This is a genomic window from Polaribacter sp. AHE13PA (assembly GCF_019278505.1).
Lineage (GTDB): Bacteria > Bacteroidota > Bacteroidia > Flavobacteriales > Flavobacteriaceae > Polaribacter.
Genome location: NZ_CP058985.1, coordinates 1,429,452 through 1,443,666, shown reverse-complemented (window position 1 = coordinate 1,443,666; position 14,215 = coordinate 1,429,452). Strand labels below are relative to the sequence as shown.

The following is a 14,215-nucleotide window of genomic DNA, read 5'->3' as shown; positions in this document are numbered from 1 at the left end:
AGGCTTTTTTTGTTAAAATAAGTTAAAGAACACAAGTTTATCTATAAAAAGACATCTAAACTTTTATAAAACAATTTAAAAAAATGAAAAAGTATTTCATACCAATATTAGCAAGTATTTTATTAATAGGTTGTAAAAGTCAGGCAACAAAGCATACACATCATGGAGAAACAGAAAGCCATACACATTCTGCTGTAAATTATTTTGATTCCTATAGTTTAATAAGTAAAATCTTTGGAACAAAAACAATTGTTACTGTAACAGGTAATGAACGAAAAATGGTTACAAATGCATTGCCAGACCATAAAACCGGTGCTTTTCCAAGAAAAGGAAATCCGAATACAATTTCTGAACAAAATAAAAATTACACGTTTCCTGTAAATCCAAAGTATACAGGGAAGGCAACTTGGGTTAGAGAACCAGGAGTTGCTTTAAATGGTGTAAAGTTTGAACCCGGAACAGCAGAAGTTGTTGTTTGTGAAACGGGAGAAAATTATAGGGTAGAAGCTTTTCAAGATGTTATAGATTTAGGACTCGATTTTAATCATGCACATGTGCAACCTACCGGCGAGTATCATTATCATGGAACGCCAACGTCTGTAATTGAAGAATTTGATACCGGAAAAGATTTAGTACACGTTGGTTTTGCGCACGATGGTTTTCCTATTTATTACTCTAAAAGTAATGCTTACAAACCGAGTTACAAATTATTAGACGGAACGCGTGAGGGAGAAGATTGTGTTTATGAAAACCCGAAAGAAACTATAAAAATTACTGTAAATGATAATCATGATGGAACCTATGGTTCCGATTTTGAATATGTAGCAAATTCAGGAGATTTAGATGAATGTAACGGAATTACAATTGATGGAAAATATATGTACTTAGTTACAAATGAATTTCCGTATGTAAGCAGATGTTTAATGGGAGAGGTAAAAGAAGATGAGCGTAGAGGACCGCCTAGAGATGGGAATGAAGAAAGAAAAGGAGGAGAACGTAAAAACTTTGAAGAACTATTAGAAATGATGGATACAGATAAGGATGGAAAATTATCTAAAACAGAAACCAAAGGACCTTTAAAGGAAGATTTTTCTAAAGTTGATAAAAATAATGATGGTTTTATAACCAAAGATGAATTGGGAAAAGAACCCAAAAAGAAATAAAAAATAAAAACCGCAAGTTTTTTTTAGAAACCACATCTAAAGATTATATAAACCAATAATTAAAAAAATGAAAAACCAATTTATTAAGACCACATCACTTATTGTTTTACTTTTTTCTGCATTTGTTTCTTGTACGTCTGATAGTGAATCGGATTTAAGTACAGACACTGAAATAGATGATGTTGTTATAACAGAATTGCATGCAGCGTATGCAGAGTTTAATACAGATGCAACCGATATTTATTTATCTAATGGAGGTACAACGGTAACTATAGAAACAACAGGTTTACCAAATCACGAAAGTGTATATTGGGGAGAAGATAGCGATTTATACTTGGAAGAATCTGATGTAGCTACAACTCCATCTATAATGTCTAGTAATAATAACGCAGTTACCATTACGGTAGATGCTACTCCAAATTTAACGGGTAGTACGGTCAGTACACAATTAAATACGATTGGTGTTGCTATAAGTGGTGCTTCTATATTTAATGACCAAGAAGGAAACGGAGCTTTAGATCAAGCAGCAGCAAGTTTAGATTGGACCGGAGCACATATTGGACCTGGAGTATATCATTATCATTTAGAACCAAAAGCATTTACAAACGATGATAAAAATCTAGTAGGTATTTTATTAGATGGTGTATTCTTATATGGTAGAAAATGTAATTCAACAGATACTTACCCAACGGATTTAGATACTTCTGGCGGACATACTTCTATAACTCAACATTCAAATGGAATAGAAGAATATCATTATCATATAATAAACGAATTGTACTCTACAACAGGTTCTTATATTGCTTTTGCAGGCCCTTACCAAGGTTACTAATATGAAATTAACAGCATTCTTTTTTTTCCTTTTTTCAATTTTTATTATTGGTTGTAATTCTTCAACCAATAATAAAAAGAAAAATACTGCTATTAAAATTAGAACTATTGATAGTACTGTTACGGTTCATAAAGATAGTTTAATCTTAAACGGTAACGAAGGGAATTGGTATTATAAAAACAAGCTTTTTAATGGGTTTGCAGTTAAATATCATACCAATGATTCCTTAAAGGAAAAGACAGGTTTTTATAATGGTAAAAAAGAAGGAGTTTATAACGTTTGGTTTAAAAATGGAGTTTTAAAAGTAACATCGCATTACAACCAAAATGTTATGGAGGGCAGTTATAAAGCTTGGTGGCTAAACGGTACTTTGGCTTATGAGGCAACTTACAAAAAAGGGAAGTTGCAAGGTCTAGAGCGACAATGGTATGTTGATGGAGTAAAGTCTAAAGAAAGAAATTTGTTAAAAGGAAATGAAAATGGTTTGCAAAGAGCTTGGTTACAAAACGGCAAGATCTATGTAAATTATGAAGCTAAAAATGGCAGAACTTTTGGAATGAAGCGTGCAAATTTATGTTATCAATTAAAAGATGAAAAAATTGAAAAAAATAAAGAATTATAGTTTTTTACTAATAGGGATATGTCTTTTGTTAAGTTGTAAAAAAACAGATCATAAAGAAATTGCAAGTAAAGTTGATGTATTGCCTTATTATAATGAAGCATCTTTTACACCAAAATGGATCGATGCTAAAAGCGATGCTTTAAATACTTTTCATACCATTCCAGATTTTAGTTTAACAAATCAGGATGGGGAGAATATCAGTCAACAAACATTTGAGAATAAAATTTATATAACAGATTTTTTCTTTACAACGTGTCCTGGTATTTGTCCGATGATGACCGATAATATGATTCTTGTTCAGGAGGCTTTTAAAAATGATGATGAAGTTTTAATACTTTCACATTCCGTAACACCTTCTATAGATTCTGTAGCTCAGTTAAAAAAATATGCTTTAGATAAAAATATAGGTCAAAATTGGCATTTGGTTACTGGTGATAAAAAACAAATTTACGATTTAGGAAGAAAGTCTTATTTTGTGGAGGAAGATTTAGGTAAACCAAAAGGAATTGATGATTTTCTACACACAGAAAACTTTGTTCTTATCGATAAAAATAAACACATTAGAGGTATTTACAACGGTTTAAATAAAAACTCTGTAAAGCAATTAATCGTAGATATTAAAACATTAAAGTTAGAAATATAGTATTCGAGGGAATATTATATTTTAAATTATAAGCTCATCATTAATTTGATGAGTTTTTTTATGCGATAATATTTACCTCAATTTCTAGAGGAATTCCAAATTTATTAAAGATGGTTTCTTTTATTTTTTCAGCAAGCTGATAAATTTCTTTTCCAGTTGCATTACCATAATTAACTAAAACCAACGCTTGTTTTTCATGAACACCATAATTTCCAAAACGTTTTCCTTTAAAGCCTGCTTGTTCAATTAACCAACCTGCAGGAACTTTCACTTCAGTATCAGAAATTTTATAACTTGGTATGGATGGAAACTCTTTTTGAAGCTTTAAAAATTGAGTTGTAGCAATTACAGGGTTTTTAAAGAAACTACCGCTGTTTCCTATTTCCTTTGGATCTGGAAGCTTCGATTTTCGAATAGCAATTACAGCATCAGAAATATCTTTTAAAGCAGGTTTTGTAATGTTTTTAGACGTTAACTCTGTATTAATAGCGCCATAAGAAGAGTTTAAATGATGGTTGGTTTTTGTCAACTTAAAACTAACCGAAGTAATAATGTACTTTCCTTTTACTTCATTCTTAAATATAGAATTTCTGTAACCAAAATTACAGTCTTTATTAGAAAACTGAACCAATTTACCCGTTTCAATATCTAGTGCTTCTACTTTTGTAATAGTGTCTTTTACTTCTACGCCATAAGCACCAATATTCTGAATAGGACAGGTACCCACATTCCCCGGAATCAAAGACAAGTTTTCTATTCCGCCATAATTTTCAGAAACACACCATAATACAAAATCGTGCCAATTTTCGCCAGCATTTACAGTAATATAAACAGCGTTTTCATCTTCGTTATCAATAGAAATACCTTTAATATCTATGTGTACCACTAATTTTTCAATATCTTTTGTCAGCAACATATTGCTTCCACCAGAAATTAAAAAAAGATCTTTTTCAACTTTTAAAAGTTGTTGTAATTGATATACAGAGTCAATAGAAATAAAACGTTTGGCATTTACAGAAATGCCAAACGTATTATAATTTTTTAAGGATGTGTTTTCTAGAATATTCACAATTAATATTTAAGTTGTTTTTAACTGAGTTCTTTTTTAGTGTTTGCTATAGCTGAGTACTAACGGAGCACAAAACCTGATTTATGATTTCTTAACCGTTATTTTTTGTTCTCTACCAATTAGAAAATATAAAATAGCACCAAAAAAGTTTGTAAATAAAACGACTAGCACCCAAACAATTTTATTATTCCCTTTAAATTCACTCTTTAAAATATCTACAAGAGCAATTATTGTTGGTAAAATTCCTAGAAGTAAAACGACTAATATTATAATTAGTTGGAAAACTCCGATAAATAAAAAAGAGTTCATAATTTTTGTTTTAAATTTTAATCAGTATTAAAGCTGAACGGTTGTCCCTAATAACGTTCAGTATCATTTTTTCATTGAACTATTTAATTTTTTGTACGATTGAGAGAAATTTTCTTTGATAGAATTATTTACTGTCTACATCTCTCAAAATTATATCTTCCACTTCATTAATCTCTGAACTATGTAATACAGTAATATCCCCAGTACTTTCAAAGACTACAGCTTGAACCTCTGATAATTTATGTACGTTAGCTTCTCTTAATTTTGCCATCAAGTCACTCACTCCAACATTACATCTTTTCAGATTATCATACAGTATTTTGCCATCTTTCATTAGGAATTGTGGTTTGTTGGTAAATAGCTTTTTAAACAAATCATTTTTTCTGACTAAAAAAGAGAATAGTGTTTGAAATCCTATTACACAAAAAAGGGCTAAAATACCTTTTAAGATTACTTGGTCTTTATTTAGTACAATTGAGGCTAATATTGAACCTACCGCAATAGTTGATGCAAAATCAAAACTTGACATTTTTGCAAATGTTCTTAACCCAAATATTCTGGTTATAACCATAATTGCTGAAAAAATTCCGAGGACTGAAATAACTACTAAAATGGCAGTTTCTTGATTCATAACTTTTGTATTAGGTTTAAGTAAGGTTTCGTATTTATAAACTTTTTACAGTTGGTTTTAGCCTTTCACATAATGTGTTTTTATATGGTTTATTACAATTTAAAGTAATTTACTTTATAAATAATTAGAGACAAAGAAAATCCGCGATGACTTTCGTAAGTAGGCGAGAAGCCAGCAATAAATTATATACGGTGTTACCTAACGTTTTTTATTTTCGTTCATAAATTATATTATAATAATAGTCCTCAATAATCAATTCATTTTTATTAAGTGACAAAATTTTCACAGGTGTTGGTTTTGTGAAATAGTACTTTCCATTTTTATGTTTCTCAATTACTCCAACAGAATATTTTTTATACTCTTCAAGTTCATTTTTCGGCACTGGACTATGTGCTATTATTTCGTAATTCAAAATTTCCCAAAAATCAGATTCAAAGTCTTTTTCTTTATAAATTTCCTTTGTTATTTTAATATCTGAAAATTTTAAATCTGAAGATTTTCCATATTCAACCGTTATTCCTCCTCCAACATTGATTATTGTGTCTTGGGGCATTTCTTTCGTAAGAACATATTTTTTAAACTTCCAATTACCAATTAAATCACTTTTTTTCAACTCTTGTGAATTAATAATAAATGGAAATATGAATAATAAAAAAAGTATTTTGATTTTCATTTTTTAATGTTAGGTAACTAGATTATATAGTAACTTTTAGTACTATTATCCCGTAAATACGTTAGGATAATAGTACTTTATATAACAGTTATAACTAATCCTTATAAACTTTTAAAGCTTCTCCTAAAATCTCTACAGATCTAATTAAATCTTCTTTGTTTAAAACGTATGCCATTCTAATTTGGTTTTTACCTTCACCTTCAGTAGAATAAAAACCACTTGCAGGAGCAACCATAACGGTTTCGTTGTTTAAGTTAAAGTCTTCTAACAACCATTTTGCAAAATGATCTGAATCTTTAACAGGCAATTGCGCAACACAGTAAAAAGCACCTTTTGGATTGGCTACTTTTACACCTTCAATTTTGTTTAATTCTGCAATTAAAGTATTTCTTCTGTCTACGTATTCTTCTTTTACATCATCAAAATATTGTTGTGGAGTGTCTAAAGCAGCTTCACTAGCAATTAAAGCATATGTTGGTGGACTTAAACGTGCTTGTGCAAATTTAATAGCCGTTTTTATAAAATCTTCATTTTTAGAAACAATACAACCAATTCTTGCACCACACATACTGTATCGCTTAGAAACAGAATCTATAACTATAGAGTTTTGCTCTAAACCATCTAAAGCCATTACAGAGGTATGTTGTAAACCATCGTAGGTAAACTCTCTATACACTTCATCAGCAATTAAAAATAAATCGTGTTTTAAAACAATCTCTTTTAATTTCTGAATCTCTTCTTTAGAATATAAGTATCCAGTAGGATTCCCTGGGTTACAAATTAATATTGCTTTGGTGTTCTTTGTAATTAACTTCTCGAAATCTTCAATTTTAGGCAATGCAAAATTGTCTTCAATTTTAGAAATAACAGGTACTACGGTAACTCCAGATGCGGTAGAAAATCCGTTGTAATTTGCATAAAAAGGTTCTGGAATAATAATTTCATCTCCCGGATCTGTAATACTACCAATGGTAAAAAGCAATGCTTCAGAACCACCTGTGGTAATAACAATATTGTTTGCAGTTACGTTAACTTGATGTTTTTTATAATAACTAACTAATTTGTTTCTATATTCTTCAGAACCTTCAGAACGAGCATAAGACAATGTTGTAATTGTATTGTTTTTTACTGCGTCTAAGGCAACTTGTGGTGTTTTTATATCTGGTTGACCTATATTTAAATGGAATACTTTAACACCTCTTTTTTTAGCGTCTTCAGCATACGGTACCAATTTTCTAATTGGTGATTCTGGCATTTTTAATCCTTTCTTAGATATTGCAGGCATAATTATGTTTTAAATATTTGTAATTGCGAATTTCCGAAATATATTTTATTTAAAAGAGTATATTAAAGAAACTTTGCAGGTGGTTTATTGTCAAATAGGTATGTGATATATTTTAGTTGAACTTTAAGAAATTCTTTAATTGTTTTGTTTTGTTGTATATTGTATAGGTTATAAAAACAATTAGTTTGATAAAATCACACGCTCTTATCATAATATCATTTTTATTTTCACTCATCGTAAATTCTCAAACAGGGTTTACTTTTAGTGAAAAAAATAAGCATAGTCAACAAATAAGTTTTAGATTGATTAATAATTTAATTGTAATTCCTTTAGAAATTAACGGAAAACAATTATCGTTTATCCTAGACACGGGAGTTAATAAAACGATTCTATTTAATTTATCAGAAAAAGATAGTATAGAATTGTTAAATACTACACGATTGAGGTTGCGTGGTTTAGGTAGCGGTGATGGGGTAGATGCAATTATTTCTAAAAAGAATATTTTTAAAGTAAAGAACTTAATAAGTAAGAATGAAACAGTTTATGTTATTTTAAAAGATTACTTCGATTTATCGAGCAAAATGGGCACAACGATACACGGAATTATTGGTTATAATTTATTAAAAAATGTAATTGTAAAGATTAACTATAAAACAAAAAAAATAAATTTTTACAATCCTAAAACATACAGCTATAAAAAATGTAAAAAGTGCGAAACTTTTCCGTTTCAGTTTTATAGGAAAAAACCATTTATAGATGCTTCGGTGCTTTTAGATACTGTTGGTAGTGCGTTTATTAATGTAAAATTATTAGTAGATTTAGGAGGAAGTGATGCTATGTGGCTTTTCGAAAATTCTAAAAAATCAATTAGAACACCAAAACGTTTTTTTAATGATATTTTAGGAGAAGGTTTAAGCGGACCTATTTTTGGAAATAGAAGTAGAGTTTCTAAATTTAAAATGGGGAGTTTTGTTATTAAAAGTCCTACTGTTTCTTTTTTAGATTCCCTTTCTACACATAATGCAAGAAAATTTAAAGAAAGAAATGGTAGTGTTGGTGGCGGTATTTTAAGCAGATTTAAAGTTTGGATTGATTATCCTAATAAAAAAATCACCCTAAAAAAGAATGGTTCTCTTAGTGCAGGGTTTAATTATAATATGAGTGGTTTAGATGTGGTATATAATGGTAAGCAATTGGTAAAAGAAGAGATTGTTGATAAGTACAAAAGTGCCTATAATAACCAAATGCCAAATAAAAACTCGATTAGTTTTGTTACTAGGTATTCTTTTAATTTTAAACCATCGTTTATTATCCGTCGTGTTGTTAAAAACTCAGCAGCAGAAAAAGCAGGTTTGTTAAAAGATGATGTTATTCTAAGAATCAACGGAAAACATGCTCATGAATTAAAGATAGAAGATATTATCTATAAATTTCAAGAAAGGGATAAAAAGAAAATTCGAATTACAGTTGAACGCAATGGCGTACAAATGAAATTCGAATTTCGTTTGATAAAAAAAATATAGATTAAATATCTGTTAAGATACTTTTCTCTTTTTCTAAAGAAAGTTCTTTAGTTACTACTCCTTTAATTCTAATTACTTTATTTCCTTCTTTTGCATTTGAAAAAACAGTTATAGATTTAGAAAAACCACCAATTCTGTTCGTATCATAAGATACTTTAATTTCTCCTTTTTCTCCTGGCATTATTGGTGCTTCTGGCTTTTTAGGAATTGTACAACCACAAGAAGATTGAATTCTACTAATAATTATTGGTTCATCACCAACATTAGAAAAAACAAAGACTCTTTCTTTATCAGATCCTTTTTCAATTTTTCCATAGTTAATGGTCTCTTTTTCAAATTTAAACTCTTGTGCGTTTATTGAAAAAGAAATAAAGAATACTACTAATAATGTTCCGAAGGTTTTCATAATAAATATTTTATACTGTAAAATTAAGACTAATAATTTGTTTTAAAAAATCAACTACTAATTTTCTCTACAAAATAGATAATTGTACTTTTGCTAACTATATTACAAAAACAATACCAAAGTATGACAATTCCATCTAAATATGATGCAAGCCAAGTAGAAGATAAATGGTACGACTACTGGATGAAAAACAACTATTTTCATTCTACACCAGATGAAAGAGAGCCTTATACAATTGTAATTCCGCCGCCAAACGTTACAGGTGTCTTACACATGGGGCACATGTTAAATAATACCATACAAGATGTATTAATAAGACGTGCACGTTTATTAGGTAAAAATGCATGTTGGGTTCCTGGTACAGATCATGCATCTATTGCTACAGAAGCAAAAGTGGTTGCTAAATTAAAAGAGCAAGGAATTAAAAAAAGCGATTTAACTCGTGAAGAATTTTTACAACACGCTTTTGATTGGAAAGATGAATACGGAGGTATTATTTTAGAACAATTAAAAAAATTAGGTGCTTCTTGCGATTGGGAAAGAACTGCATTTACAATGGACCCGGAAATGTCTGAATCTGTAATTAAGGTTTTTGTTGATTTATACAACAAAGGTTTAATTTATAGAGGATACAGAATGGTAAACTGGGATCCAGAAGCTAAAACGACGCTTTCTGATGAAGAAGTAATTCATGAAGAAAGACAAGGAAACTTGTACTATTTAGAATATAAAATTGAAGGATCTGATGATACTTTGACAATTGCAACTACAAGACCAGAAACTATTTTTGGTGATACTGCAATTTGTATCAACCCAAATGATGAACGTTTTACGCATTTAAAAGGGAAGAAAGCAATTGTTCCTTTATGTGGTAGAGTGATTCCTATTATTGAGGATGAATATGTAGATTTAGAATTTGGTACAGGTTGTTTAAAAGTAACGCCTGCACACGATGAGAATGATAAGAATTTAGGTGATAAGCACAAATTAGAAGTTATTGATATTTTTAATGATGATGCTTCTTTAAATTCTTTCGGATTACATTATCAAGGAAAAGATCGTTTTGTTGTAAGAAAAGAAATTGCAATAGAATTAGAAGAAAAAGGCATTTTAGTAAAAACAGAAGTTCATACAAATAAAGTAGGAACATCAGAAAGAACAAAAGCTGTTATAGAACCAAGATTGTCAGATCAATGGTTTTTAAAGATGAAAGATCTTGCACAACCTGCAATTGATGCAGTTTTAGGTGAAGATGCAGAAATCAATTTATATCCAAAGAAATTTGAAAATACATACCGTCATTGGATGGAAAATGTGCGTGATTGGAATATTTCTCGTCAGCTTTGGTGGGGACAACAAATTCCTGCATTTTTCTATGGTGATGGAAAAGAAGATTTTGTTGTAGCTGAAAATATTGATGATGCTTTAGTTTTAGCAAAAGAAAGAACTAAAAACACTTCGCTGTCGGCGTCCGACCTTCGTCAGGATGAAGATGCACTAGATACTTGGTTTTCTTCTTGGCTATGGCCAATGTCTGTTTTCGACGGAATTAGAAATCCAGAAAACGAAGAAATTAAATATTATTACCCAACAAACGATTTAGTTACCGGACCAGATATTTTATTTTTCTGGGTAGCAAGAATGATTGTTGCAGGATATGAATATAAAGACGAAAAACCTTTTAATAATGTTTATTTAACTGGTTTAGTTAGAGATAAACAAAGACGTAAAATGTCTAAATCTTTAGGGAATTCGCCAGATGCTTTAAAATTAATTTCTGATTATGGTGCAGATGGAGTAAGAGTAGGTCTTTTATTAAGTTCTGCAGCCGGAAACGATTTAATGTTTGATGAAGATCTTTGTCAGCAAGGAAAAGGGTTTGCAAATAAAATTTGGAATGCTTTCCGTTTGATAAAAGGTTGGGAAGTTGATGCTACTTTACCACAACCAGAAACATCTAAAATTGGTTTAGAATGGTACGAAGCTAAGTTTCAAAAAACGTTGGCAGAAATAGAAGATCATTTTTCTAAATACCGTTTGTCTGATGCTTTAATGGCAATCTACAAGTTAATTAACGATGATTTTTCTTCATGGTTATTAGAAATTGTAAAACCTGCTTATCAGCAACCAATAGATAAAACTACATTTGATGCTATTATAGAAGTTTTAGAAAATAACTTAAAAGTATTGCATCCATTTATGCCATTTTTATCAGAAGATATTTGGCAATATATTGCAGATAGAACACCAGAAGAAGCATTGATTATAGCAAAATATCCTGTAATTAAAGATTTTGATGCAAAAATTATAGAAGATTTTGAATTTGCTACAGGAGTTGTATCAGGAATTAGAACTATCAGAAAAGATAAGAATATTTCTTTTAAAGATGCTGTAGAATTATTTGTTATCGATAATGATAAAAGTACAAAACAATTTGATGCTGTTATTCAGAAATTAACAAATACAGAAACAATAAACTATGTTTCAGAAAAAGTAGAAGGTGCTTCTTTTAGAGTAAAATCTAATGAATACTTTGTGCCAATTTCTATAGAAAATATAGATGTTGAAGCAGAGATTAAGAAATTAGAAGGAGAGCTTAAAAGAGCAGAAGGTTTCTTATTTGGTATTACAAAGAAGTTGTCTAACGAGCGTTTTGTGTCTAATGCACCAGAAAAAGTGTTGGCTTTAGAACGTAAAAAAGAAGCAGATACAGTAGCAAAAATTGAAACTATTAAAAGTAGTTTGAGTTCGCTACAATAAATTTTTATTTTTTTTAAATATTATAAGCCCATGAAAATTAAGTTTTTATGGGCTTTTTTTGTTTTTATAAAAAAAAATAAATTTTTAAGGTGGGGTATTTATAAACTGAGTTGTTTAACTAATAGAAGTAACATTAAATAACTAAATAACCGCTATAGGTTATATCATTTAAACTAATTAATTATGAAAAAATTTATTATACCTGTTGTAGCAATATCGTTAATGGCAACATCTTGTGTTTCTAAAAAAAAGTATGTAACGCTAGAAAATCAGTATATTAATACAAAAGGGACGCTTCAAAAAACTACTTTAGAAAAAGAAGCACTAGAGGGGAAATTTGCTAAAATTGAAAGTAGGGTAGCAGACTATAATGAAAAAATTAATTCACTAAAAAGTGATAATTCAAGCTTACAAGATGCCAATGACGTAAAATTAGATATGGTTGGTAAAACAGCTGTAATTTCTAATAATACAAGAGAAAGAATGAGAGAAACTTTATCTAAAGTAGATCCGGCAGAGTTAGCAAAAGCTAAAACTTTAAAAGATTCTTTAAACCTTGCCATCTCTTATAATTTAAAAAATAAGTTTGATAATTCTGATTTAACAGATTCTGATGATTTAAATATAGACATTGATCAAACGGTAGTAATGATTTCTGTTTCTGATAAATTATTATTTAACAACGCAAGTTATAGAGTTAAAAATGGTGCTTATGGTTTAATTGAAAAATTAGCGGCAGTTATAAAATCTGAACCAAGTATGGATGTGATGATTGAAGGACATACAGATTCTAGAACCATTAACAATGCAGTTGTACAAGATAATTGGGATTTAAGCGTAAAGAGAGCTACTTCTATTGTACGTCTTTTAGAAAGTAAATATAATATTGATGGTAGTAGATTAATTGCTGCAGGTAGAGGTTCTACAATGCCTTTAGTAGAAAATACTACTAATGATAATAGAGCAAAAAATAGAAGAACAAGAATTGTAATTCTACCCAATTTAGATAAATTCTTTGCTTTACTTTCAGATGATCAATTAAAAGAATAATAAAAATTATATGAAAAAGGAAGAGTTTAGGAAAAGGAAGAGTATAGTATTAATAGTGAAAAGCTCCTTGTTAAAGGAGCTTTTTTTATATAATAAATAATCCACTTTTGTTCGTAGATAATAAAAAAAAGAGTCCTTTAGGTTTATAAAACATGTAGGAGCTTTTATAATTTATTTTAAGCTAAAATGGAATTAATTCTAGTCAATTCTTCTTCAGAAAAAGTAGTGTTTTCAGTAGCTTTTATACTGTCTAATATTTGCTCAGTTTTACTTGCTCCAATTAGAACAGACGTAATTCTTTCATCTTTTAAAATCCAAGAAATTGCCATTTGTGCTAAATTCTGATTTCTGCTTTTAGCAACTTCATTTAAATCTTTAATTTTTGGAAGCATTTCTAGTACTTTATCCGTTTTTAAATAACGACCATCTTTTACCGCTCTAGAATCTTTAGGCAATCCGTTAATATATTTGTCTGTTAACATTCCTTGTGCCAAAGGAGAAAAACAGATTGCACCAACCCCAGAATTTCCTAATAAATCTAATAATCCATCTTCTATCCAACGATCAAATAAACTATATCTTGGTTGGTGAATTAAACACGGAGTACCTAAGTCTTTTAATATTTTAAATGCTTTTTCTGCTTCTTTTGGTTGATAATTAGAAATACCAACATACAATGCCTTTCCCTGTCTTACCATTAAATCTAAGGCACCCATAGTTTCTTCTAAAGGCGTGTCTGGATCTGGTCTGTGATGATAAAAAATATCTACATAATCTAAATTCATTCTTTTTAAACTTTGGTCTAAACTAGAAATTAGGTATTTCTTAGAACCAAAATTTCCATAAGGACCTTCCCACATATCATAACCAGCCTTCGATGAAATAATCAATTCATCTCTGTGTTTTTTGAAATCTTTTTTTAATATTTTTCCAAAAGTAGATTCCGCAGAACCATAAGGAGGTCCGTAGTTGTTTGCTAAATCAAAATGTGTAATTCCGTTATCGAAGGCACATTTTAATAAATCTCGAGCATTATCAAAATCATCATTTTCACCGAAGTTATGCCATAAACCTAAAGAAAGTTCAGGTAAAAGCAAACCGCTATTTCCTGTTCTTCTATAATTTATTTTCTCATAACGATTTTCATCAGCTATGTATTTTTGTTTTTTACTCATAACTTTTATAAAGATTTTTTTAAACCAAAAAGTTGCTAAAAAAATAAGAACTTTTTAGTTGTTAGAAGCGTGAC

At 29.6% G+C, this 14,215-nt stretch carries 14 protein-coding genes; 7 read left to right on the top strand and 7 right to left on the bottom strand.

Annotation, left to right across the window (positions count from 1 at the left end):
• Positions 1–83: 83 nt before the first annotated feature.
• From H0I28_RS06245 to H0I28_RS06230, 4 genes are all read left to right on the top strand, one after another.
• Complete coding sequence (locus H0I28_RS06245; RefSeq protein ID WP_218761020.1) at positions 84–1,163, top strand: YHYH protein; 1,080 nt, start codon at positions 84–86, stop codon at positions 1,161–1,163.
• A gap of 67 nt (positions 1,164–1,230) precedes the next feature.
• A complete protein-coding gene (locus tag H0I28_RS06240; RefSeq protein WP_218730697.1) occupies positions 1,231–1,995 on the top strand; it encodes a YHYH protein in 765 nt (254 codons plus the stop codon).
• Between the two features lies 1 nt (position 1,996).
• Entirely contained in the window at positions 1,997–2,617 is a 621-nt protein-coding gene (locus H0I28_RS06235; protein ID WP_218761018.1) for a toxin-antitoxin system YwqK family antitoxin, read from the top strand.
• Complete coding sequence (locus tag H0I28_RS06230) at positions 2,586–3,260, top strand: SCO family protein (RefSeq protein WP_218761016.1); 675 nt, start codon at positions 2,586–2,588, stop codon at positions 3,258–3,260. The genes H0I28_RS06235 and H0I28_RS06230 overlap by 32 nt, the downstream gene beginning before the upstream one ends.
• Before the next feature lie 58 nt (positions 3,261–3,318).
• Here H0I28_RS06230 and murB read toward each other — a convergent pair whose 3' ends face one another.
• The 5 genes from murB to H0I28_RS06205 all read right to left on the bottom strand — a co-directional run bounded on the left by murB (position 3,319) and on the right by H0I28_RS06205 (position 7,227).
• On the bottom strand, positions 3,319–4,329 hold the full coding sequence (murB, locus tag H0I28_RS06225) for a UDP-N-acetylmuramate dehydrogenase (RefSeq protein WP_218761014.1): 1,011 nt from the start codon (positions 4,327–4,329) through the stop codon (positions 3,319–3,321).
• Between the two features lie 81 nt (positions 4,330–4,410).
• Positions 4,411–4,638, bottom strand: coding sequence for a PLD nuclease N-terminal domain-containing protein (locus H0I28_RS06220; protein ID WP_218730693.1), 228 nt, complete (start codon positions 4,636–4,638; stop codon positions 4,411–4,413).
• 124 nt (positions 4,639–4,762) lie between these two features.
• Positions 4,763–5,269 (bottom strand): DUF421 domain-containing protein, encoded by a 507-nt coding sequence (locus tag H0I28_RS06215; protein WP_218753552.1) that lies wholly within the window; start codon positions 5,267–5,269, stop codon positions 4,763–4,765.
• A gap of 208 nt (positions 5,270–5,477) precedes the next feature.
• The gene (locus H0I28_RS06210; protein ID WP_218761012.1) at positions 5,478–5,942 is read right to left on the bottom strand and encodes a hypothetical protein; all 465 of its coding nucleotides are present in this window, start codon (positions 5,940–5,942) and stop codon (positions 5,478–5,480) included.
• Between the two features lie 94 nt (positions 5,943–6,036).
• Positions 6,037–7,227: a pyridoxal phosphate-dependent aminotransferase gene (locus tag H0I28_RS06205; RefSeq protein WP_218730690.1), complete on the bottom strand. Its 1,191-nt coding sequence runs from the start codon at positions 7,225–7,227 to the stop codon at positions 6,037–6,039.
• 302 nt (positions 7,228–7,529) lie between these two features.
• Between H0I28_RS06205 and H0I28_RS06200 the strand changes: the two genes are divergently transcribed.
• On the top strand, positions 7,530–8,750 hold the full coding sequence (locus H0I28_RS06200; protein ID WP_254712846.1) for a retropepsin-like aspartic protease: 1,221 nt from the start codon (positions 7,530–7,532) through the stop codon (positions 8,748–8,750).
• A gap of 1 nt (position 8,751) precedes the next feature.
• Here H0I28_RS06200 and H0I28_RS06195 read toward each other — a convergent pair whose 3' ends face one another.
• Positions 8,752–9,156 (bottom strand): DUF1573 domain-containing protein, encoded by a 405-nt coding sequence (locus H0I28_RS06195; RefSeq protein WP_218730688.1) that lies wholly within the window; start codon positions 9,154–9,156, stop codon positions 8,752–8,754.
• Between the two features lie 123 nt (positions 9,157–9,279).
• Here H0I28_RS06195 and H0I28_RS06190 point away from each other — a divergent pair, with 123 nt between their 5' ends.
• Both H0I28_RS06190 and H0I28_RS06185 read left to right on the top strand, forming a co-directional pair.
• Positions 9,280–11,916, top strand: coding sequence for a valine--tRNA ligase (locus tag H0I28_RS06190; RefSeq protein WP_218753544.1), 2,637 nt, complete (start codon positions 9,280–9,282; stop codon positions 11,914–11,916).
• Positions 11,917–12,099: 183 nt separating this feature from the next.
• The gene (locus H0I28_RS06185; protein ID WP_218730686.1) at positions 12,100–12,966 is read left to right on the top strand and encodes an OmpA family protein; all 867 of its coding nucleotides are present in this window, start codon (positions 12,100–12,102) and stop codon (positions 12,964–12,966) included.
• Between the two features lie 176 nt (positions 12,967–13,142).
• On the opposite strand, the gene H0I28_RS06180 is transcribed toward H0I28_RS06185, so the two are convergent.
• Positions 13,143–14,141 carry an aldo/keto reductase gene (locus tag H0I28_RS06180; RefSeq protein WP_218761009.1) on the bottom strand — a complete coding sequence of 333 codons (999 nt, stop codon included), beginning with the start codon at positions 14,139–14,141 and terminating at the stop codon, positions 13,143–13,145.
• Positions 14,142–14,215 lie beyond the last annotated feature (74 nt).